Genomic DNA, 21571 nt, shown 5'->3' with positions numbered 1-21571 from the left:
GGATATCGATGTTAAGCGATGCTATTGCATTTTTTAAGAAGCGTGATAGGGAGATGTCTGTTGACGAATATAGCATCGAGATCGAGAGATTAATTAGAAATGAACAAAAAATTCGTGTAATTCCATATTGGTATCCGTACTATATATTTAATCAGCCTTCGGATCATTCCAATGACACAATTCTTAACAGTTGGAAGGAAGGACACTGCGAATCGGAAGAACTATCCATCTATATTCATGTTCCATTTTGCAAAACAAAATGTGGATATTGCCAGTATTACACCATAATTAGACCTGAAGCTGAAACAGACGTTTATACTGAATATTTGATGAAAGAAATAAAAATGTACTCCAGAGCAGTGAATTTGAGCGGAAAAACACTGAAGAGCATTTACTTCGGTGGAGGTACCCCCAACTTATTGAGTTCGCAGAATCTTGCTGACATCATGAAAACGATCAAGCAATGTTTTGATATGACAGCAATTGAGCAGATTTCACTAGAGGCATTTCCTGATTTTCTTACAGACGACTATATTAATACATTAAAAGCATTAGGGTTTAACCGGGTTAGTATGGGAATACAAACTTTTGATGAAGATGCTTTGAAATATGATTACAAGCGTAAAGTCAAATATATTGACAGGTACAAGCAGATTGTTAACAGCCTAAAAGAAAAAAATATAGTATGTTGTATTGATTTGCTGGGGGATCTTCCTAATCAGTCATATGTCAGAACGAGAAACGACATCAGTGAAATTATTAGTCTCGATCCAGACCAAATTGCTTATTCTTATGCGGAATACCGGAATGCGGCAATCAGAAAAAAAATAAATCAGTTTCCAAGCTACACTAATAGAAGGTCATGCTACTATCATGCTGTTGGCAAGTTAAATTCTGCAGGTTACGTGCAAATTGAGGATACCACATTTACAAAACCGCAAACACCTCTATGGTACGCGGATTTACGGACTATATCATCGATCGAGTTGGCATTTGGTCCAGGAGCAAGAGGGTATACTAAAAATTCATCGGCATATGTTAATGAAGAGTATGAGCAATGGAAATCAAAACTTGATGGCGGCAGCTTTCCTGTAAAATCAATAAAAAATCTAGACACAGTTGATGTGATAATGAGATATGTTGTGACCTCAATTATTTGGGGAAGATTTGATGCAGACGAGTTTAAGAAAAGATTTACGATTGATGCAGATGAACTATTTCACAATTTGTTCGCCGCGCTGCAACAATCTGGATTAATGGAATTACGAGTGCCTAACGGAATGTATTATAGTTACAGGGGAAACAAAAGTGGTGATAGAAAAATATTTGAGCTTACCGATATGGGAAAGCACTATTTGGAAGTCGTTAGACTCTTATTGGTAGACAAACCATATAAGAGACGGTTAAGGCTCGAACAGGTTGCTGATCAAGATGATGAATTTTATAAACATGTTTGCAAGGAAATATTAAGTTGATGTCCATGAATAGGGAGGAACCAATGAGCGCTATTAAAGTGGTTTTATTGGATATAGGAGGTGTCTTGGTTGAACTTGTCGGGGCACCAAAAATTTTAGGCTGGATGGGCGGCTCAGTGGCAATGGAGGAGTTAAATCATAAATGGGGCAACAGTGAAGCGGTAACCCGGTTTGAGACAGGGCGTTGTGAACCGATTCATTTTGCAGAGGCTATTGTGACTGAATTAAAGCTTTCTGTACAGCCTGATCAATTCCTTAAAGAGTTTGTCCATTTTCCAAAGGATTTTTTCCCCGAAGCAAAGGATATACTCAAGAAGATAGTTTCCAATTATACGGTTGCCAGCTTCTCCAATACTAACAGTTTGCAATGGGATCGCCTCAATCTCGATTATGGAATTGAACAATTATTCCATAACAATTTTTTATCCTATCAAATTGGTCTAATGAAGCCGGATAAACAAGCCTATGAGTATGTTGTCCGGCAGCTTGGATGTGAAGCGGAGGAGATTTTGTTCTTTGATGATAGTCAGGCAAATGTCAATATGGGAAATGAAATAGGCATGAAAGCATACAAAGTTTCCGGGGCACGTGAGTTATTGGAGAAGTTAACCGAATTAAATATAATTTTGGAACAATAGAAGGTGGATTTATGATCTACTCAAAGTCGCAGCAAGCTTTAATGGAAGCTATGGACGGAATGCAGATCATTGACAGCCATGAACATTTACTCCCGGAAAAATGCAGGACCATGTATAAGCCGGATATCTTTATACTTTTCTCCCACTTTATCGATCTGGATTTGTTTAGTTCTGGTATGGACCGAGATAGCTTTAGTACCGAGCCTATTTATAATGTTCCAAAGCCAATGTTTCGTAAGCTATTTGATACCAATATTCCGCTGGAAGATAGATGGAATCTTTTTAGGCCTTACTGGAACAACATCAGGTTCGGTTCCTATGCCAAGGCAGTTGAACACGCTGTTCGTATAGTTTATGGAATAAACAAGATTGATGATAGTACGTATTACGAATTATCTGAAAAAATTCGAGATGCCAATAAACCTGGTCTCTATAAATCTGTTTTGCAGGATAAATGTAATATCAAGGCAGTATTTTCCCAGATTGATAGTTTCGTAAAACTGGAACATCCGCTAATACCGGTGATGCCTGGGTTTATGCTATGCAGAATCCACTCGTTAAGCGAGTTAAAGAGAATTGTTCAAATATGCAAAGAAGATATACCACAAACACTAGATGGTTATTTGTCGCTGATTGACAGAGTCATTGCCATGTGGGCCACTCAGGGCGCAGTTGGCATCAAAATAACATCGATTTACAACAGACCACCGGATTATCCATGTGCGCGGGAGCAATACGATCGGCTTCTTGCTGGAGAAAACGTTATGGATGTACCAGTCACAAATTCGTATGGTGCGACGTTTTTGATGAATATCCCAAAGTTCAATCATCTATACAATTATTTGCTCCATTATATGATTGATTCTGCTGCGAAACATCACCTGACTATAGCAGTCCATACGGGGATTTGGGATGACTTTCGTGAAATGGATCCTAAATATCTGCTTAATCTTGCGCCTGAACATCCGACAGCTAACTTTGACCTTTTTCATCTGGGTATGCCTTTTATCCGGGACGCAATAATGATCGCTAAGAATTACCCGAATGTTTTTCTTAATCTATGCTGGAGTCATATTATTTCTCCGATGCAGACTCGTTCTGCAATTGATGAAATAATTGATATGGTTCCTATGAACAAAATTTTAGCCTTTGGTGGAGACTATAAACTGCAAGTTGAAAATATCGCGGGTCATTTGTATATGGCAAAGGAAAACCTCGCATACAGCTTTGCAAAGCGCGTTGACAGCGGATATATGAGTCTCTCAGAGGCATTGGAAATTTTACAACAATGGTTTTATTCCAATCCACTATCAATCTATAGTCGTGTCAAAATACCGGAATGAAAGGGGTTTATGTAAATGATCCTCTTACAAGAGTTGACGGTTAAGGAATATCAAGCGGAAACACATATACGATATTACATCACTTTGGATCTCAATCAAGTTCATTCATTGGAAGAGACGATTCATCTTTATCGCTATTTGTATGATTATATAGAAGAACTCCAGTTACAAATCGTATATGAAAAAGTTTTTGGCAGATTAGCCGTTAAAGAAAGCCTATTGCATGCAAGAGCAGCATGGTCCCGAGGAGCTGAAGTGGCTCCGGTATCATATATTGACGGGATGCCGATTACAGATTCTCCTCTATCAAGCATTACAGTTTACGGGGTGAAGCAGCATAAGTCCCAAATACATATAAAGTACATTAAAGACATCGAGGGAGACAGCACAGGGACATTTTTGAGTTTTGGAGATGTAAATTATTTGTATCTTATCAATATTTCGGAGTCTGCTCTTTTATCAGACAGATATAGTGAGTTTAGAAGAATGTTTGAAGTTTGTCACTCGTACATGGAGCAATATCGCTTTTCATCTAGTGATATTGTGAGAACATGGATTTATCTTGATGATATCAAACAAGATTACATCGTCCTAAACGAGGCCAGAAGAGATTTCTTTGACAAGGCGAGGATCGATTACTCTGCTTATTCTGATCAGTTGCCGGCTAGTACATGTATTGAAGGAAGATCCTCACAGAGACACAATAGCGTGATAGATTTGGTTTGCATTGACAAAAGCGCGGCTAGTATTTCTGTCAAAAGAGTGTTTAATCAAAACCAGAATGAAGCGGAAGGTAATTCCTATCTATACAAACCTACTTTTGCTAGAGCCATTTCTATATGCAGCCACGACTGGACAGAACTTCAAATCTCGGGAACGGCAAGTATAAACGAAGCAGGAAAAACTGTATTTGTCAACGATCCATATAATCAAATTAAAAAAACAATGCTGAATGTATTAGCTATATTAAATCAATTCAATATGAGCTTTGAAAATATTGCATTGTCTACATGTTTTTTTAAGAAGCCTCATCACTACTCATATTATCAGGCTGTTTTGAAGGAACTTTGTTTGGGCGAGTTCCCGGCGTCACTAGTAAAGGGACATGTTTGCCGTGATGATCTTCTTTTTGAATTTGATGCTGTCGCATTTCGTATAAATGAAAGGACAAACCCGAAATATGAAGGAACTCATTAAAGTGAAGAAGGAAAAATATCATTTTCCTGATCATATGAATGTCCCTCCTGAGTGCGACCGGAGCATATTCATCCCTGCCTATGGAACGGACGGAAAACAATATTATTATCTGGTCGATTTCAAGAGCAAAACAATAATATGCTGGGATATTGATACGGAGGAAATGAAGAATTACTTGATTAACAAAATTCAAAAGGATGATATTGCAGGAGTTCCTTGGAACAAAAATTTTGAAAATTACCTACAAACAATCCTTTTGGGGCATTCTGCACAATATGATAACGGAAAACTATACGTAAGCTCAAATTATGGGACCTTCATATTATGTCTGAGTATAGTAGATGACTCTTGGAGCCTCATTGGTGAAGACATTGAAGGAGATCCGGTAAAAGTGTATTCTGCTACAAATGATATTTATAATAACAATTTATATTTTACAAGATGGGAGATGGAGGAGGGCTTCCGGCATATTGAGAATAGAAACTTGCCGGTTCGGCTAGAGATTGGAAGATACAGTCTGGAAGCCGATTCGTTTGAGATAATAGATACGATCGATGGACCCGATGATGTTCATTATACATCTATTACACCTGATGGGAAGAATTTGATTATTATTGAGATGGCACAGGACCCAGTGCACCGCTTCCCTAAACAAGGGGAGGAAACAAATGATGATTATTTGTTAAAAACATTGGAAAATGGTCTTTGTGATTCCCAATTTATAGTATATAATTTAGAAAAAAAACAGTATCATGTTCACCATCTCAAAGATGGACCTGCACATATTGAGTATGATCTGTCCGCCCCCGGTATTTGTTATGTCTCCATGCATAATCTGTGCACGAACAACACGGATAATTGCTGCTTTGGCACAGCAAGAATCGAAAAAATAAGAATTGATTCTGAAGTTGCTTCCCTTGGTTTTTATACTGATGATGATTTCATTAGAATTCCCTCCCATAAACCTTTTGATTACGACGGACAAAAGTTGCTGGCAGTATCGGTGTATCCGAATCAACTGCATATCATTGATGCTGATGAGATGAAGCTTTATAAAAAAGTATATCTTTCCAAAACTAAACAAGGAGTGGATTTCTCACGAGGGCCATACATCTATCCCCGAATCGATAAGACTCCGTATTCGATCGAATACCAAAGGGGGTCTTCCTACATTTATTTATGTAGCATCTGGAATATCATTTTGTTTAATTTTGTTGGAGAATCTAAATATTCTAGCCTTATTTACAATGTAAACAACAAACCATTGATTGCAATGGGGCATGCCATCTCTTTTGTTATGGAGAGATGATCATGCAAGGAGAGTGTTAACGTGAAACGACGAAGCCGTTCCTGGGTCCGAATCTATATGCTTTTAACTGTAAAAACGCCTGTAGCCATATTATCGGTAATTGCAATTGGCTTCATTTCGCTTCTGTACCTATTAACGGCCACCGATACAGATATGTATCGAACCTTCTCTGCTGAAGTGGTAATGGACAATAGAGGAGAACCGTATATTGAGGTTGTGCTTGATGGTGTCTATGAGTCTTTGGATAACAACGCTTTGATTTACTGGTATACCGACAGGCAAGATACGTTGTATAGGGCACAGGACTATGAATGTATTGTAAAGGACGAAGGAACGGTTATTAGAATTAGGGATAATGTACGATCGGACAAACTTCTTCAAAATATCGGACAAAGTGGAATTAGCGTAGATATCGCAGTAGGCAACGCGACTATTGCAGATCGTGTTCTCGGGAAAGGAAAGAGTTCGAGTGTCTGGTGAAGATAACCAATTTTCATTGTTCGAAGGCATCCGTTTTTTGTGGCAATTCGCCAGGAAATTCAAGCGAAATTTCGTGCTTTTTTACTTGGGGTGGCTGACCCAAACATTGCTGGAATCCATCATGCCTATTTTCCTTGCCCTAATGATAGACGAAGTTGTCTATTACCGGAATACGACCTTTTTTCTGAGGATTAGCTTGATTTTCGTTATCACAGCATTGTTTGCCTGTATTCTATATGTTGTACTGTACACGATATGGAGTTATTTAATGTCTATGTACACCTTTGAAATTAAGTCCAAAGTATACAGGCATGCTATTCATGCCCGAGCCTCCTATCTGTCAGGTGCCAGAATGGGAGACTTGATGACACTTATGTTTAAGGATGCGGATCATGGTATGCACTTACTGGTCCGCAACATCATTCACTTCGTGAACGGGTCATTACGGTTGGTATTCTATGTATTATTTGTATGGTTGAGCAACTGGAAGATGGGCGCTCTTATGGTAGTATCTCTACCCCTTACGCTGGCTGTTGTTCGGTATTTCGGTAGACAAACACGGAAACAATCTATTGTTTACAGGCAAGTGTATGGTGGCTATATCAGTTGGGTTCTTGAGGCGTTGAAAGGGTTACGGGAAATTCGGCTTCTGGCAGCAGAGAAAAGTTCTGAGATATATTTCGTAAAGTATTTCAAAGAAATGATTCATGTCAAGATAAGAACCTCGATCATTAACTTGAAAGCGTCTCAGTTCATCTCAATGATTAATTTGATCGTATTGATCAGCATGTACCTACTTTCTGGTTTTCTTGCAGTTCGTGGGGAAATCACAATTGGTATTTTTATTGCGATGATGGAGTACTTTAGCCTAGCTAATTCACAGTTGAAGTTTCTTAGTGAGAATAATATGGATATGCATAATAGACTCGGAAATATTAAGAGAATCCATGATTTCCTGCAGGTTGAGACAGAGGATGCTTGGCCTGGCACCGCTTCTCTCAACATCCATAGTGGAGAAATCCGGTTTTCTCATGTATCCTTTCATTATTCCGACACGAAGCCAATTCTCTCCGATATTCATCTGCATATCCGGCCAGGCGAGCATATCGCTGTGGTAGGAACAAGCGGCTCCGGCAAAACCACGATGGTCAATATGATCCTGGGTTTTTACGAACCCAAGGAAGGTGTTATATCCATTGATGGTACGAACATTGGAGAAACCTCGTTGAAATCTTTGCGTAAACAGATCGGTGCAGTTCAGCAGGAGGTACTGATGTTTGAGGGAACCATCCGCATGAACGTGTCGCTGGGCAATCCCCGCGCTTCAGATGAGGAGCTTTGGGCCGCTTGCGACCACGCGGCAATCGGTGGCTTTATTCGGCAGCTTCCTGACGGTCTCGATACTGTCATTGGGAAGGAGGGCATTGAGCTATCCGGTGGTCAGAAGCAGCGGTTATCGATTGCTAGAATCTACTTGAAAAATCCTAAAATCTTAATATTCGATGAAGCCACCTCTGCTTTGGACAACGAGTCGGAAAAGATAATACATGAGGCTTGGCAGCAAATAAGCCAGGGCAGAACAAGCATCACCATAGCCCATCGCTTAAGCAGCATTATGATTTGTGATAAGGTAGCAGTCTTACATGAGGGCAGAATCGTTTCCTATGACAGTCATACAAAGCTATTCGAGACTTGCCCCTATTATCAAAAGCTGTTCAAGAATGAAAACAAAAGCCGCGAGGAAGGAGTCGTATGTTAAACAACATCAATACTCGCTTGCAAATATTTAGAAGGCTGATGCCATTTACCTATAAACTAAAAAAATTCTTCTGGCTGTTGGCTCTAGTAAACCTATGTAACATGCTCATTTCGTTGGCAACGCCATTGCTGTTCCGAATTATGGTGGATGATGTCATGATAAACAAGAGGATCATGATGTTGATTCCCGTATGTGCCGGATATGCCGGTTTGTTTCTGATCGGCTTTCTGCTTGACTCATTGTCTAATTATTCGTCTAACAAGCTGTTGAACAGAATGTCTTTTAACATTCGGCTGGAGTTATGGAGACGATACAGCCGAATGGATTTTGCAGCATATGAACGTTATGGAGTTGGTGACCTAAAGCTTCGTTTGGATGAAGACGTGGAGAAGCTTAATGATTTTGCCAAATTGCAGACAAGTGATTGGGTCATTGCCTATTTAACAATGATGGTTACAGGAATCGCACTTTTCGTGATGAATTGGCAGCTTGCTTTGATGTCTATGGCCATCGTTCCCATCACCTTTTTTATGGGCCGCGCTATTGGTAAAGGCGAACGGGCATTAAACGAGCAACGCAGAAAAGTGAACGGGGAACGAGATAACTGGCTAAGCAGCTCTCTGGCGGGCTGGAAGGAAGTAAAGGCACTAAATCTAGAGAAGCATGAGCATATCTCTTTCGTTCGCTACATTCATAAAACAGCGCTGATCGACGCCAAATGGGTTTATTATTGGGTCATGCAAGCCCTTGTTATCCCAATAATCAAGGATAAATTTCTAATGAAATTCTCTTTGTACTTTATCGGAGGCTTACTGATTATGCAGGGGCACTTTACGATTGGGACTCTATTGGTATTTATGCGATATTTCGATGTGTTCTGCAACAGTATCAACAAAGTGAATGACCGTAATATCGCATTGCAGGAAAATATGCCCTCATATGAACGTGTATTCGAATTAATTGCGTTAGAACTAGTGCAGGTAGGCAAGGGTCAAAGTAGATCCAAGCTATCAGGTGGAATCCGCTTTGAGCAGGTTTCTTTTCAATATAACAATGATCTAGGCGATGTGCTCAGGAACATCAACTTCGAAATCAAGCAGGGGGAAACAATTGCTATCGTCGGCAAGAGCGGTGCAGGTAAGACAACAATTTTAAAGCTGCTGCTAAATATGATTTCATGTACTAAGGGTAGGATTTTAATCGATACACGGGATATCAGTAAGTGTTCGCCAGTGATTTTACACAGAAGCATTGGAGTAGTGATGCAAGATAGTATTCTGTTTAATCTCAGTATTAGGGAGAATCTGAAGTTGGCCAGAATGAGTGCAACGGATGAAGAGATTGTAGAGGCTTGTGAATTGGCCGGTATTTGCAATTTCATTGATGCTCTTCCTGATGGCTATAACACAATCATTGGAGAAAGAGGCGTCAAGTTGTCCGGAGGACAAAGACAGCGTCTGGCTATTGCCAGAGTATTCCTGCAACAGCCTGAAATGATTGTGTTGGACGAAGCTACGTCTGCACTTGATCAGGAATCTGAAGCACTCATACATGATTCTATACAGAAGTTGAGTAGGAGCAAGACAGTATTGATTATTGCCCACCGCTTGTCTTCCGTGTTGATTGCTAATCGGGTACTGGTCTTGGAAAGTGGAAAGATTGCTGGAATGGCGCATCATCTGGATTTGCTCGGTCATTGTGCTGCTTATGATGAGTTGTTTGCTGAACAACATTTATCTTACTTGAGTGAGAGAGGGGGAGCAATATGGAACAAACCATAATGGATATTGTTGGAGAAATAAGTGGTTGCAGCAAGGAAAGGTTGCATAGTGGTTCTTTAATTATTGATTTAGGGATTAACTCACTGACAATTATTCAAATCATGGTAAGAATAGAAGAAGAGCTCGGGATCGAAATTAGCGACGAAGATTTGGATCTTTCAAAAATAATAAAATTAGAAGACTTATTTGTTTTAGCCAAAAGCTTACGTCTTTTATAGCCAGTGTGATTGTTAGTAAGGATATGTAAGATTTTAGGGGGAATATAATGGCTAAGAATGTGTTAAAGATAATTAATCCTCCAATAAATGTGCAAATGATGTATAGCTATCACCTTACAATCACCTTAATGAATGAAAAAACATACCCTTGGTTTTATTCGAACTTTATCCAGCTTAAAGCATATCCTTCTGATTTAATCACAAACAATACGAATTCAATAAAATTTTTCCAAGGAAAAGTTGATTTTAATCCATGGTTAAATAAACATACCACAATTGATGGAAATAACATGGAAATAATCCGGGATTTAATGGAGAGTATTGATAATAAGTTTTATGTAGAGTGCTCTCTAGACGAGTTTTATTTATCTAATTTAAGAATGGGAGGTTTGAATCATTACTATCATAAGGTAATGGTATACGGTTATGATGCTCTTGATGAAATATTTTATATAGTCGGATACAGGAAGAATCAAACTTATGGTGAAACTACATGCACTTTTAACGAATTGGAGAGTGCATTTTATTCTGATATTCCGTTAAATATAAACCACAAAGAAGGAATCAAACGATTTTGTGTTCCCGATATAAAATACAAACCTGGGGTTGATATTGAACGAATAGTTTTACTTATGAATGACTATATAAATGGAATTAACAGTTTAGGAGCTGAAAAAAAATCTGATGAAGTGGAAAATATACCAACATACGGGGTGGATGTATATCGATTTCTTCAAAATTCTTTGAAACTATTATTAAATGGGATAGGTAAAGTTGACATAAGAGGATATCATGCATTAATGGAACATAAGAAAGTGATGTCTCAAAGATTGAAGTTTCTTGAATCAAAAAACTATCTGATTGAATCGGCTGAACTGATCAGAGATTATTATAATATTGAGAAATCCACTGAAAAATTGAGAAGTCTTGCAATCATGTATACAATAAAAAAAAGTGAAGCTACACTCAAAGCAATGATTGAATATTTACTGCATATTGAAAAACAGGAGATTAGCTTACTAAAAGAAATCAAGGTAAGATTAGAGAGAAACTTGATATAACAACCCAATGACAGAATACTGGACAGTGAAAAGTTTAAACAATTAAGAAACCAGCGTATCCGCGCTGGTCAAGCCCCATTTTTGTGGACAGTAGAAAAAGCCCATGGTTGTGTAAGCTGGCGCCGGAACTCAACCGGTGTCAGCCTTTTTCATTTTTCGTTGGATTCGTTCATGGTTATAAAAATGTAAAAATTCCTCTATTCTCCGTTGTGCCTCGTCCAAAGTACGGATATCACAGGGATAGAGCGCTTCTGTTTTCAGATGGGAGAAGAAGCTCTCCATGGCGGCATTGTCTAAACAATTGCCCCGTCTGGACATGCTGATTTGGGCGCCAACCGTAGGCAGTATGTCGTGGTAGGCATGAGACGTGTACTGGAAGCCTTGGTCGCTGTGAACGATCAATCCAGCTAGTTGTCCAGTCGCGTCTTTTTGCGCTTCAAATGCGGTTTTAAACGTTTCCAGGACCAGGTTGTTGTCATTGCGACCACTGATCTCGTAGGCCACGATTTCGGTACTGCACAGATCCTAAAGAGAGGCCACAATGATGGTGACACAATAATTTTAAGTTTGTCACTTATTCTTTTTATTAATTTGTTGCCGGAATCCTTCTGAGGGAGTCAGGTTAAGGTGACAGTTATTGTGGCTCTTCTGTCACCTGACTGTCACCGGAACCTCAAGGCACACTGTATTGAATACGAACGTACGTTCTGGACCTTTTGCTGCTTTGAGGCCGTTCTTTAAACTGTCCGGTTCTCCCTCGACTGTTTCAGCAGCTTACGGTCCAAGACTTTAAGGCCAGGTTTTCTGTGGTTTTGACAACATGTGTGCCGCGGCATACCAAGTATCCTAACCCATTGAATGTTTCCGATACGGTCAAAAGGGTTAGTTTACAGCGGATATTTTTACTACGAGGTTGCTTTTTCGACAATTAAAACGAAGGGGTGGTTCTTTTGATCTTAATCTGCTCCGAAGCCCGGGAGGGTATCTTCCTTGGCTTCTGATATTGCTTCGCTATGTTAATATTCCCGAATATTCCAAAGGTTAAGAGAAGTACCACGTCGTTTCTCGGATAATATTTCAGTATTGATTTATTCATACAACCATCAATATGATCAAAAGAATTTTTATGTAGAAATTTCCTTTTTTTAAATTAAACTGAAATTATTAGCTCAGTATTTGAAAATTTTTCATAAGAAAGCACCCCATGGAAGGTCAAACTAATCTAGAGCATTGCATAATTTTACCAGAAAAATAGGATTGCAGTAGTTCTACACAGAAGCAAAAATACAGATAATCTCAAATCAATACATATTAGATTATTGGACCCACACAAAATTGTAGATGGAGGGGTTAAAAATGGGCAATGCAAAGCTTTGGGTTCGAAATATGTACACAGGTCCCGGCGGTGGACTTTACACAGGCCCAGGCGGAGGTATGTACACATTTAATTAATTCCAATCTAGCTAATTAAGATGTATCCTGTGAAATTTTTAGCGGGAGGAATGGCATGGGACAGGACAATAAAGATCAGGGAGTAAATGATCAACAAGTTTTGATGGAAAAAAAACAAATATCCCGCGGCAAAAACTATGTTAAGCATTGCTCAAAAGGAATATGAATATGAGGTTGATCGAAGAAGACGTTTGAAACTCGGTCAGGGATTTATGTTGCCTTTATAGGTGTTATGCTTACATTTGCTACTAAGAACGTAGATATATCTAAGCTTACAAATGATCTCAAAATCGCTTTACCCTCTATGCCCTTTTATTTGGAATATTTTATTTAGCTCCTGTGATCTTATTGTCAATTGCATTTTATTGTTTCACTCACGTTATTATTAGTAAAACATATGCCCGTTTAGATATGAAGAATTTTACGGAGGGTAGAGCGCAGTCGGAAGAAGATGCAATTGCTTACAAAATATTGAATTACTATAAAGAGACGGTTGCCATTAATACGGAACAAAATGATAAGAAAAGCAAATACTTTAATATTGGAGTTAAGTGCACAGGTATCGCATCAGCTCTTTTACTACTATTATTTATAATTTCCATAACTTTATAAGGAGGGCATTTATTATGGTAAAAAGTATCGATCCATTTGAGGATGATAATGATCAAGAGGAATCTGAAATTCGGCTTTTAAATGAAGGGGCCAACGAAGGCATTCGTTTGGAGCAATTCACAAAGGGTAAGAATGAAAATGACAATGAAAGAAATAAGTAATTTTATTCGCTGTTAAATAATATTCTTTTCCACCCCTGTTGTCTCTCTGTTGTCCTCCTGTTGCCAACAGGACAACCACCATTGCCGCGCGGCGCGATATGCGGTCTCGTGACAAAGCAAAAGACCCGCGTCATACGCGGGTCTTTGCATTTTCACTAAACGTCCCAGGAGGGATTCGAACCCCCGACCGACGGCTTAGAAGGCCGTTGCTCTATCCAGCTGAGCTACTGGAACATAGGTGGCGGCGCGAGATGCTTCGTAATGCCGACAAGTAATGATTATAGCCGAAGGCGCCTTATAAATCAAGAGTTAGTTGTATGGGGGACGGGTCGGTTTTTTTCTCATCCTCGTTGGGCTGGTAAGGGCGGATGAGCTCCGGGCCTTCGTTACGCACATTTCCGACGGTGGGTGCGACGGGATACAGGTCCATCCGCGAGGATTCGTAAGGAACCAGCAGGCTCATCAGAGCAGCGGGGGAAGCAGTGCTGTCCAGCCAGTTCTGCTGCAGTTCTCGCGGCAGAATAACGGGCATCCGGGGATGCAGCTTTTCCGTAAGGCTGTTGGCCACGGTGGTGATGATGGTGTAGGTGGAGATTTTTTTGCCGTCGGGGGAAACCCAGGTGTCGTAGAGGCCCGCGAAGGCAAATACCGGGCGGTCCTTCAGCACGATGCGGTAGGGCTGTTTGGTTTTGTCCTGCGTCTGCCATTCATAATAGCCGTCAGCCGGAATCAAGCAGCGCTTCTTCTGAAAGGACGTACGGAAGGCGGGTTTGTCTTGGACGGTTTCGGCCTTGGCGTTGATAGTTTGGAAGCCGATTTTCTCATCCTTGGCCCAAGAAGGGATCAAGCCCCAGCGGAGCTGCCCCATCCGGTTGTGCCCGCCATGGGAGATAATGGCCGGACCGGGTTGGGTGGGAGCAATATTGAAGCGGGGAAGCAGAAGACCGTCCCCCGTGGCGTCTTCCGCGTCGAACATCTCCATCAGTTCCTCCAGCGTTACGGTTATGGTATACCTGCCGCACATATGCTGCTCCTCCTTCCTCGGGAAACCCGTGATCCGTTAAGCGGACTGCTGATCCGCGCTCCAGTCCTTGCAGACATCCACCCAGCTTGTCCCGCCCGAGTATTGGTACATTTCCTCGCAGGTTAGCTCGATGGCAGAATTCAGGCTGCCACAGGCAGGAAACACGGTATCGAAGCGTTTCATGGATACATCCAGATAGACGTTCAACTGCTGGACCAAGCCAAAGGGGCACACCCCGCCAATCTCATGTCCGGTAAAATGAACAACCTCCTCTGGGGTCAGCATCCTTGCTTTGTAGCCAAAAGCCTCGCGGAATTTTTTGTTGTCGATCCTTGCGTCTCCCGCTGCAACTACTAGGATGGCTCCCCCGTCATCGTTGCGGAAGGAGAGGGTTTTGGCGATCCGCGCCGGAATGGTGCCAACAGCCTGGGCGGCCAGCTCCACGGTGGCGCTGGAGGTGTCGAACTCCAGGATATCCTGCTCCTTATTATACGAACGGAAGTGGGCCTTTACATTATCAAGGGACACAATAATAACCTCCTTATGCTTTCCACCGGAAAGCCTTATATTTGTTGAAGCAACATCGGGAATCCGTTCCCATTCTGCCGGTGATTCCAACGGACTCAGGATACCTTATTTGCAGCAAAAATCGCCTTTTCCCCTTCGATCGGACCACAGATCCGTTATCTCTCGAATATTGACATATTTCCGGGGAAATAACGGTGAATAACGGATCGTCTGTCCGTGAAATTGGCGAAAAAGCCACTTTTGCCTAAATAGCGGAATGTGGGTCCGTTACGCAATCCGTGCCCGCCGCATCACTTCGGCAACCGCCTCGGGCTCCCTCTAGGCATCTCTGCCGGACTTCTCCCGGCCCCAGCTCAGGCATCCCTTCGGTTGAAACTCTCTCCCGGCTCTGCCCATGCCTATCAGCGGGGCCTCCCGCCAGAAAATTCTGCCGTTCCCGCAGCTGTGCTTTGCCGATTCACTTGATTAAAGATATTTTAGCATAGGCTGTTCCCGCACATCAATGGTCGTGGGACAGCACTCCAATCTCCCTCCAACCACATCCGCACGCAAAAAAAGCCTGCCCCGCAAACAATGCGGAAAACAGGCTCTCCCTATCCTCTCACTCATCCTTCTAGCGGAACACCTTCAGACGCAGGTCAAGCGGCTTAAACTCCTTGGTGGTTGCATCCTTGCCGATGGCGCCGAAGGGCATCTGGGCCTTCAGGCTCCATTCCGCCGGAATATTCCAGGTGCGCCGCACCTCATCGTCGATGAGGGGATTGTAATGCTGGAGCGATGCGCCCAGCCCCTCCAGCCGGAGGGCGGTCCAGATCACATGCTGGAGCATGCCATTGGACTGCTCAGACCACACCGGAAACTGGTTCTTGTACAGCTCGTATTGCGCCTGCATGGCTTCGATCACAGATTGGTCCTCGAAGAACAGCACCGTCCCGTACCCGTTGGCGAAGGACTTCAGCTTGTCCTCGGTTTTGGAGAATTGATCCTCCGGCACAACCGGGCGCAGTGCTTCCTTGGTCAGATCCCACAGCTGCAGATGCTCCTGCCCGAACAAGAGCACAATCCGGGCGCTTTGGGAGTTGAAGGCGGAGGGGGTGTGCAGCAGGGCCTCTCCCACAATCTCCTCAATTTCCTCCTGGGACAAGGGGGAATGGTTCTGGATGGCATAAATCGTCCTACGGGCTTTGACGGCGGTCAGATACTCGCGGCTTCTTATTCGTTCCACTTGGCTCATCAGCTTCGCCTCCTTGGGAATAGTTGCCGGATTCACATCATGCAAAAAAGGGTAGCGTTCCCGCCCGGCCCCGGGTAAAATAGGAGAAATAATCTGAATATACAGGAGATCCCGCATGGAAAAGCTTGTCCCGCAAAGCCGGAATGATCCGGCATGGAGGCTGGGTCCATTTACCGAAGGGGTGAAGGACTGTCTTCCGACGGTATTGGGTTATCTAAGCATTGGCTTCGCCGCAGGCGTCATCGGACGGACGTCGGGGTTAAGTATTCTGGAAATTGTCTGTATGTCATTATTCGTCTATGCCGGCTCCGCCCAGTTTATTATGTCGGGGATGCTGTTGGCCGGCAGCTCAGGCATTGCGGTAGTACTGACGGTATTTCTCGTCAACCTCCGGCATCTGCTCATGAGTGCTGCCCTGGCTCCTTACTTCAAGCATTTGCCCATGTGGAAAAATGCCGTTCTCGGCTCACAGCTGACGGATGAAACCTTCGGTGTCGCTGTCACCAGATTGGAGCGGGAGGGTAAGGGGAACGGCTGGTGGATGCTGGGCCTCAATATGACGGCGCAGGCCAACTGGGTTCTGGCCACCGTAATCGGCGCGCTGTTTGGCCAATGGATTGACAACCCGCAGGAGTTCGGACTGGATTTTGCCCTGCCCGGCATGTTCATCGGCCTCTTGGCCCTTCAATTATTATCCCGGCGCAAATGGCGGGTGGACATCCTTGTATTGACAGTTGCTGTGCTGTGCACCCTGGTATGCAGCCTGTGGTTTTCCCCCAGCGTCAGTGTTTTGATCGCAGTCGTAGTTGCAGCCACAGCCGGGCTTCTGGCGGAGGTGCGCCGATGAGATGGGACGTGATGCTCATTATTGCAGGCGCCTCCCTGGTTACGCTGGTGCCCCGGGTGCTGCCGTTGTCTCTCCTCAGCCGGGTAGAGCTGCCGGAGTGGAGTATGCGCTGGCTACGTCATATTCCAGTGGCGGTGATGGCCGCCTTGCTGGCCCAGGCACTGTTTGTGCCCGACGGAAGCCTGGAGTTCCGGCCCAACAATCTGCTGGCGGCGATTCCGGCTTTTGCGGCGGCATTTTTTACCCGCAGCCTGCTGTTGGCCGTTATGGTCGGCATCGGCACTATGTTCCTCCTGATGAGGCTGGGATAGCGGGACCTGTACGAGTTTTTACCCGGCTGGCTGGTGCTTCAAACCTGTCTTCCACGCATACGGCGATGCCGAACATACAAAAACAACCTTAGCCCGCCGGAAGGGACTAAGGTTGTTTTGTGTGCGTTCATACTGCTTCACGGCCGGGCGGGATTAGAACCAGCCGCTTTTCAGAATGATCACCAGGAGAATATACAATACGAGAATGATGGCAGTGGAAGTACCGAAACCGCCGATTCCTCCGCAAGGATTACAAGCGCCCATTGTTGTACACCCCTCTTTCCTGACCCTGTAGGTCATTTACAATAGCAGTATATGCGGAGGCCCTCCACCAGACTGTGCGCTTACCCATGGGCATCCAACCAACCTATGGGAAGCTGTCCCGGTGTCAAACGCCTGCGTAAGAGGGGAGAGGCGGGTGTGCGAAGGCGCTTACTGCGATTGGAGGGAGCGTATTAGTGGCGCAGGAGAGGGGGGCGATTGGAGGCGGCGTATTAGTGGGGAGGGAGAGTGCGGCGATTGCAGGAGGCATATTAACGTCGTGAAGGTACCGCAGATCGTGGATATCTCGTAGGGATGCAGCAAGTCGTGAGGATGCCGCAATTTGTAACGGACCCCAGAAACCTTATTTCGCCAAATAGCTCTTTCTCGGAAACTAACGGACCCAGCAGCGCTTATTCGCCCCCGAAGATGCTGAAAACCGGCATATTGGTGTGAATAGCGGCGCTAGGGTCCGTTAGAAAGTAGAAAGTGCCATTTTGGTCCAAATAGCGTCTGTGGAGTCCGTTAGCGTAGGCACTGCCCTCGTCAGTGTGGAATCCAGCTCCTGTAGTGCGGAATCCGCTCCCGTAGCGCAGAATCCAGCTCTTGTATTGTGGAATCCAGCTCCTGTAGTGAAGAATCCGCCCCCGTCAGCGTAGAACGCTGCCCCCACCCGGAAGCCGATGGAGGAGGCTACGGCCCCGGAGGCTCCAGCTTGGCGGATTGCCAGTGCAGCCGGTCCAGCGGAAGGAAGCAGAGTCCGGCCATCAGCACGGAAAAAGCGATGAAGTACGGCGAAACAACCCCGCGCCACTGTCCCGCCGCTACCGGCCCGATAAACGAACCCAGCGAATAAGCGATGGACAGGATGGAATAGGCCCGCCCGTAGCGGGTGGAGCTGGTGGAGGCAGCCAGGAGGCTGGCGATGGCCGGGAAGATCACTCCTTTGGCCATGCCGATGAAGAAGAGCAGCACATACAGGGATACGGGAGCATGGACCGCCATGGCAAAAAACGCTGCAGCCAGCATCAGGCACCCGGCCATGGTGCGCAGGAGGGGGGACACCCGGTTGAGAAACACCATGCTCAAGGACAGAAGCGCTCCCAGGCTCACCAGGGAAAAGAGCATCCCCGAGTTCAGCACGGCGCCTGTAAGCTCCGTGGCGGAGGCGTGACCGTGGCCGTGATGGTTCAGCATAGGCAGCTCAAAGTACAGAATGCCCTGGGAGCAGGAAATGGCCATAGGCAGCATAAAAAACAGCCATGGCAATCCGGAAGTCTGTCCGGAGGAGGCGGACTGCTTCACACCCGCAGCTCCGCTGCCGCTTTTCCCAGTATGGACGCCATGTCCGGTATGATGCCCGTGCCCTGTATGCCCCGTGTGTCCGCCCTTACCCGCTGCCGTCGATAGACTCTCGCCCGCCTGAATCGGGACATCCCGGATGCCGAAAATAGCCAGAATACCGGTGACCACCAGCCCCCAGCCCAGTACGGTAAAGGAGGTGGAAAACCCGATTTTGGCCACCAGATAAGCGCCTGCGGCGGGAGACACAACAGATGCCAGGGTATGGACCAGACCGTTGCCGGACATCAGCTTGCTCTGATGGACCCTGTCCCGGGCCAGCTTGGCCAGCAGAGTCATACAGGCGGGTGAGAGGAAAGCCAGCACGAACCCACTGACGGAGCGGATCACCAGGAGCTGCCAGGGATTCTCCACCTGGGCCTGGAGAAGAAGCAGAATGCCTCCGGCCATCAGGCTGATGCAGATAAACACCTTGCTGCCGTAACGGTCAACGCCCACCCCGGCCAGCAGATTGCCTGGCAGATGGGTGATGGAATACAAGCCCAGAATCAGGCCGATGAAGGACGGGGCGGCGCCCAGCGAAACGGCGAACGGGGAGAGGATCGGATATTGGGCGTGCAAATCGAAGAAGGCGACGAACATAAACAGGTACAGCCATATAGCGGTTTTCACCGGCCACCCTTCCTTTCGTGACAAGCATTGCTTATGTACATGTCTACGCCGGTTGTCCATCTGTTATGCACGTGTCCCCCTACACAAGTTGGTCCTGTACAGGACAGTCCGATATGGTAAAATAGGCGTGCATGCACTGCTGTTGGAAAAATGGATAGGGAAGGGCGGGAACAGTGAGAATGGAGCAGCTTCAAGGGTTTTTGCAGGAGCAATGGATGATCATCGCCATCGCGCTGGTGGTATTGATTGTAGTGGTCAAGCTGGTAAAGACGGCGATCAAATGGGCTATTATTCTGCTTATTGTAGCGGGCATATTCGTTTATGGCGCCAATTACAAGGATACACTGACCAGTATCAAGGATGCGGTAGTGGAAAATGCGGGAGGAGCCTTGACCGATGCGGTGAAGGAGCAGGCGGCCAACGCCATCCGCAATGAAGCCAAGGATGCCGTCTATACCGCCAATGCGGACGGCAGCTTTACCGTCAAGAGCAAAACCATTCAAGTGGACGGTAAACCCGGCTCGGATACGGTCAAGGTAACCATCGCGGGACAATCCTTCAATATGAAGACGGTGGATGCGGTGAATGCTTATCTGGAGGCGGCGCGCAAAAGCCAATAACCAACCATCGGACGGCTGGGGCCAACCGGCGCGGATGCCCGGCATGTGATGAATGAGGAGGGAGAGCCATGGACGGCTGGAACTGGATTACGGTATTGTTGATTGCTGTCCTGGTGCTCTCGGTGCTGCAAGGGGCCAAACGGGGAGCGGCAGGCTCCTCCCGCCAGCTGCTGGCATTGGGCTTGGAGGGGGCAGGGACAGCCATCTCTATTTTGTTGGCTTGGAGGGTGACCCAATGGGCGTCTCCCTTGGCCGGGGACTGGCTGGTATCCTTGGGCATTGTCATCCCCTCCGGAGAGCTGAATGTGTGGCAGCAGCTGTATTATACCTTCATTACTAGTCTGAGGGATTTTTCGCTGATGCGGAGCGCCATTCTGTTTGTGATTGCGTACAGCTCCATCAAGGGGCTGCTGAACCGGATCGCGCTGCCGCTTCTGAATATCCGGCTGGGCGATGCTATGCGCAGTCCCGACCAGGCGTCCGCCTCCCAGTGGGCCAGCGCCGCCGTGGGCGGAGCCATTGGTGTGGCGACGGGCGCTGTGCGCGGGCTTCTTTTGATCGCGGGGCTGATGGTGGTGGGGGCCTTGTTCCCCGACTCGCCCGTCAGTGCACAGGCGGCCAATTCGCCGCTGTACCGCCAGGGGGCGGAGCGGGTGATTACCCCGTTGACGGGTAACATGCTCTCCAGGCTGCCCGTATTTACACAATCCGTACAAACCGAGATGGACCAAATCCTCAAGCGCAAGTATGAGGTGCTGGACGCCCATGTGCCGGAGGATGTGGCCAGCGCCGCGCTGGAGATTACAGCCGGTAAGGAGACGGATGAGGAAAAGGCCAAGGCTTTGTATCAATGGGTCGGCACCCGGGTGAAGTACGACTGGGAGAAGGTCCGGCTGTATGAGGAAAAGCGGATCTGGAAGGAGCAGACGCCGGAGGATACCTTTCTCACCCGGACGGGCGTCTGTATCGACTATTCCCGGCTGTACGCCGCTATGGCCCGGACGGTGGGATTAGACGTGAAGGTAGTAACGGGCCTTGGCTCCGACGGACGAGGCGGCACCGGCTCCCATGCCTGGAACGAGGTGTATTTGGGTGAAAAGCAGACCTGGGTGCCTTTGGATTCTACGTGGGTATCCAGCGGAGGCAACTGGTTTAATCCGGCCGATTTCTATAAGACGCATATTAAGGAAGCCTAACCTATCCGACGGATAAAACGCGATTGGTTTCATTCATTCGGGGGCTCCCCCAAAAGGTATCGGAATTCACTCCGGAGCTTCACGTCACTT

At 45.6% G+C, this 21571-nt stretch carries 21 protein-coding genes and 1 tRNA gene; 15 read left to right on the top strand and 7 right to left on the bottom strand.

The window, feature by feature from the left end:
- The first annotated feature begins 8 nt into the window (after positions 1 to 8).
- The 10 genes from ACI1P1_RS05525 to ACI1P1_RS05480 are packed head-to-tail and all read left to right on the top strand — an operon-like array spanning position 9 to position 11261.
- Positions 9 to 1475 carry a coproporphyrinogen-III oxidase family protein gene (locus ACI1P1_RS05525; protein WP_416215376.1) on the top strand — a complete coding sequence of 489 codons (1467 nt, stop codon included), beginning with the start codon at positions 9 to 11 and terminating at the stop codon, positions 1473 to 1475.
- A 23-nt stretch (positions 1476 to 1498) separates the two neighbouring features.
- A complete protein-coding gene (locus ACI1P1_RS05520) occupies positions 1499 to 2113 on the top strand; it encodes an HAD-IA family hydrolase (RefSeq protein ID WP_416215375.1) in 615 nt (204 codons plus the stop codon).
- 11 nt (positions 2114 to 2124) lie between these two features.
- Positions 2125 to 3456, top strand: a complete 1332-nt coding sequence (locus ACI1P1_RS05515) for an amidohydrolase family protein (RefSeq protein ID WP_416215374.1) — start codon at positions 2125 to 2127, stop codon at positions 3454 to 3456.
- Positions 3457 to 3471: 15 nt separating this feature from the next.
- Entirely contained in the window at positions 3472 to 4653 is a 1182-nt protein-coding gene (locus tag ACI1P1_RS05510) for a RidA family protein (RefSeq protein WP_416215373.1), read from the top strand.
- A 1-nt stretch (position 4654) separates the two neighbouring features.
- Positions 4655 to 5962: a hypothetical protein gene (locus tag ACI1P1_RS05505; RefSeq protein WP_416215372.1), complete on the top strand. Its 1308-nt coding sequence runs from the start codon at positions 4655 to 4657 to the stop codon at positions 5960 to 5962.
- A 21-nt stretch (positions 5963 to 5983) separates the two neighbouring features.
- On the top strand, positions 5984 to 6442 hold the full coding sequence (locus tag ACI1P1_RS05500; protein ID WP_416215371.1) for a hypothetical protein: 459 nt from the start codon (positions 5984 to 5986) through the stop codon (positions 6440 to 6442).
- Positions 6432 to 8201, top strand: a complete 1770-nt coding sequence (locus ACI1P1_RS05495) for an ABC transporter ATP-binding protein (protein ID WP_416215370.1) — start codon at positions 6432 to 6434, stop codon at positions 8199 to 8201. Before ACI1P1_RS05500 ends, ACI1P1_RS05495 begins: the two co-directional genes overlap by 11 nt.
- Positions 8195 to 9982 (top strand): ABC transporter ATP-binding protein, encoded by a 1788-nt coding sequence (locus ACI1P1_RS05490; protein WP_416215369.1) that lies wholly within the window; start codon positions 8195 to 8197, stop codon positions 9980 to 9982. The genes ACI1P1_RS05495 and ACI1P1_RS05490 overlap by 7 nt, the downstream gene beginning before the upstream one ends.
- Positions 9967 to 10200 carry an acyl carrier protein gene (locus ACI1P1_RS05485; protein WP_416215368.1) on the top strand — a complete coding sequence of 78 codons (234 nt, stop codon included), beginning with the start codon at positions 9967 to 9969 and terminating at the stop codon, positions 10198 to 10200. The genes ACI1P1_RS05490 and ACI1P1_RS05485 overlap by 16 nt, the downstream gene beginning before the upstream one ends.
- 47 nt (positions 10201 to 10247) lie before the next feature.
- Positions 10248 to 11261, top strand: a complete 1014-nt coding sequence (locus ACI1P1_RS05480; RefSeq protein ID WP_416215367.1) for a hypothetical protein — start codon at positions 10248 to 10250, stop codon at positions 11259 to 11261.
- A 129-nt stretch (positions 11262 to 11390) separates the two neighbouring features.
- Here the strand turns inward: ACI1P1_RS05480 and ACI1P1_RS05475 are convergent, their stop codons facing one another.
- The gene (locus tag ACI1P1_RS05475) at positions 11391 to 11765 is read right to left on the bottom strand and encodes a transposase (protein WP_416215366.1); all 375 of its coding nucleotides are present in this window, start codon (positions 11763 to 11765) and stop codon (positions 11391 to 11393) included.
- Positions 11766 to 13339: 1574 nt separating this feature from the next.
- Between ACI1P1_RS05475 and ACI1P1_RS05470 the strand changes: the two genes are divergently transcribed.
- Complete coding sequence (locus ACI1P1_RS05470) at positions 13340 to 13486, top strand: hypothetical protein (protein ID WP_416215365.1); 147 nt, start codon at positions 13340 to 13342, stop codon at positions 13484 to 13486.
- Positions 13487 to 13646: 160 nt separating this feature from the next.
- On the opposite strand, the gene ACI1P1_RS05465 is transcribed toward ACI1P1_RS05470, so the two are convergent.
- From ACI1P1_RS05465 to ACI1P1_RS05450, 4 genes are all read right to left on the bottom strand, one after another.
- Positions 13647 to 13720 (bottom strand) — tRNA-Arg (locus ACI1P1_RS05465).
- 61 nt (positions 13721 to 13781) lie between these two features.
- A complete protein-coding gene (locus ACI1P1_RS05460) occupies positions 13782 to 14510 on the bottom strand; it encodes an SOS response-associated peptidase (RefSeq protein WP_416215364.1) in 729 nt (242 codons plus the stop codon).
- Between the two features lie 36 nt (positions 14511 to 14546).
- Positions 14547 to 15038 (bottom strand): YbaK/EbsC family protein, encoded by a 492-nt coding sequence (locus ACI1P1_RS05455; RefSeq protein ID WP_416215363.1) that lies wholly within the window; start codon positions 15036 to 15038, stop codon positions 14547 to 14549.
- A gap of 613 nt (positions 15039 to 15651) precedes the next feature.
- Positions 15652 to 16272 carry a nitroreductase family protein gene (locus ACI1P1_RS05450; protein WP_416215362.1) on the bottom strand — a complete coding sequence of 207 codons (621 nt, stop codon included), beginning with the start codon at positions 16270 to 16272 and terminating at the stop codon, positions 15652 to 15654.
- Between the two features lie 115 nt (positions 16273 to 16387).
- Here ACI1P1_RS05450 and ACI1P1_RS05445 point away from each other — a divergent pair, with 115 nt between their 5' ends.
- The gene (locus ACI1P1_RS05445; protein ID WP_416215361.1) at positions 16388 to 17119 is read left to right on the top strand and encodes an AzlC family ABC transporter permease; all 732 of its coding nucleotides are present in this window, start codon (positions 16388 to 16390) and stop codon (positions 17117 to 17119) included.
- Positions 17116 to 17430 (top strand): AzlD domain-containing protein, encoded by a 315-nt coding sequence (locus ACI1P1_RS05440; protein WP_416215360.1) that lies wholly within the window; start codon positions 17116 to 17118, stop codon positions 17428 to 17430. Before ACI1P1_RS05445 ends, ACI1P1_RS05440 begins: the two co-directional genes overlap by 4 nt.
- A gap of 153 nt (positions 17431 to 17583) precedes the next feature.
- On the opposite strand, the gene ACI1P1_RS05435 is transcribed toward ACI1P1_RS05440, so the two are convergent.
- Both ACI1P1_RS05435 and ACI1P1_RS05430 read right to left on the bottom strand, forming a co-directional pair.
- Positions 17584 to 17694 (bottom strand): sporulation protein YjcZ, encoded by a 111-nt coding sequence (locus ACI1P1_RS05435; RefSeq protein WP_416215359.1) that lies wholly within the window; start codon positions 17692 to 17694, stop codon positions 17584 to 17586.
- 690 nt (positions 17695 to 18384) lie between these two features.
- The gene (locus ACI1P1_RS05430; RefSeq protein WP_416215358.1) at positions 18385 to 19665 is read right to left on the bottom strand and encodes an MFS transporter; all 1281 of its coding nucleotides are present in this window, start codon (positions 19663 to 19665) and stop codon (positions 18385 to 18387) included.
- A 179-nt stretch (positions 19666 to 19844) separates the two neighbouring features.
- On the opposite strand from ACI1P1_RS05430, the gene ACI1P1_RS05425 reads away from it, so the two are divergent.
- Positions 19845 to 20285 carry a hypothetical protein gene (locus ACI1P1_RS05425; protein ID WP_416215357.1) on the top strand — a complete coding sequence of 147 codons (441 nt, stop codon included), beginning with the start codon at positions 19845 to 19847 and terminating at the stop codon, positions 20283 to 20285.
- Positions 20286 to 20353: 68 nt separating this feature from the next.
- Positions 20354 to 21481 carry a transglutaminase domain-containing protein gene (locus ACI1P1_RS05420; RefSeq protein WP_416215356.1) on the top strand — a complete coding sequence of 376 codons (1128 nt, stop codon included), beginning with the start codon at positions 20354 to 20356 and terminating at the stop codon, positions 21479 to 21481.
- Positions 21482 to 21571 lie beyond the last annotated feature (90 nt).

The organism is Paenibacillus mesotrionivorans (assembly GCF_046098205.1).
GTDB classification, from domain to species: domain Bacteria; phylum Bacillota; class Bacilli; order Paenibacillales; family NBRC-103111; genus Paenibacillus_AR; species Paenibacillus_AR mesotrionivorans.
Note: the sequence above shows the minus strand (reverse complement) of the source record. Positions and strands in the feature narration are given on the sequence as shown.

Excerpts from the sequence above, each read along its gene's own strand:
- ACI1P1_RS05460 (WP_416215364.1), bottom strand. The coding sequence starts at position 14,510 with ATGTGCGGCAGGTATACCATAACCGTAACGCTGGAGGAACTGATGGAG.
- ACI1P1_RS05485 (WP_416215368.1), top strand. The coding sequence starts at position 9,967 with ATGGAACAAACCATAATGGATATTGTTGGAGAAATAAGTGGTTGCAGC.
- ACI1P1_RS05445 (WP_416215361.1), top strand. The coding sequence starts at position 16,388 with ATGGAAAAGCTTGTCCCGCAAAGCCGGAATGATCCGGCATGGAGGCTG.
- ACI1P1_RS05525 (WP_416215376.1), top strand. The coding sequence starts at position 9 with ATGTTAAGCGATGCTATTGCATTTTTTAAGAAGCGTGATAGGGAGATG.
- ACI1P1_RS05470 (WP_416215365.1), top strand. The coding sequence starts at position 13,340 with ATGGTAAAAAGTATCGATCCATTTGAGGATGATAATGATCAAGAGGAA.
- ACI1P1_RS05490 (WP_416215369.1), top strand. The coding sequence starts at position 8,195 with ATGTTAAACAACATCAATACTCGCTTGCAAATATTTAGAAGGCTGATG.
- ACI1P1_RS05425 (WP_416215357.1), top strand. The coding sequence starts at position 19,845 with ATGGAGCAGCTTCAAGGGTTTTTGCAGGAGCAATGGATGATCATCGCC.
- ACI1P1_RS05440 (WP_416215360.1), top strand. The coding sequence starts at position 17,116 with ATGAGATGGGACGTGATGCTCATTATTGCAGGCGCCTCCCTGGTTACG.
- ACI1P1_RS05435 (WP_416215359.1), bottom strand. The coding sequence starts at position 17,694 with ATGGGCGCTTGTAATCCTTGCGGAGGAATCGGCGGTTTCGGTACTTCC.
- ACI1P1_RS05515 (WP_416215374.1), top strand. The coding sequence starts at position 2,125 with ATGATCTACTCAAAGTCGCAGCAAGCTTTAATGGAAGCTATGGACGGA.
- ACI1P1_RS05450 (WP_416215362.1), bottom strand. The coding sequence starts at position 16,272 with ATGAGCCAAGTGGAACGAATAAGAAGCCGCGAGTATCTGACCGCCGTC.
- ACI1P1_RS05420 (WP_416215356.1), top strand. The coding sequence starts at position 20,354 with ATGGACGGCTGGAACTGGATTACGGTATTGTTGATTGCTGTCCTGGTG.
- ACI1P1_RS05510 (WP_416215373.1), top strand. The coding sequence starts at position 3,472 with ATGATCCTCTTACAAGAGTTGACGGTTAAGGAATATCAAGCGGAAACA.
- ACI1P1_RS05480 (WP_416215367.1), top strand. The coding sequence starts at position 10,248 with ATGGCTAAGAATGTGTTAAAGATAATTAATCCTCCAATAAATGTGCAA.
- ACI1P1_RS05520 (WP_416215375.1), top strand. The coding sequence starts at position 1,499 with ATGAGCGCTATTAAAGTGGTTTTATTGGATATAGGAGGTGTCTTGGTT.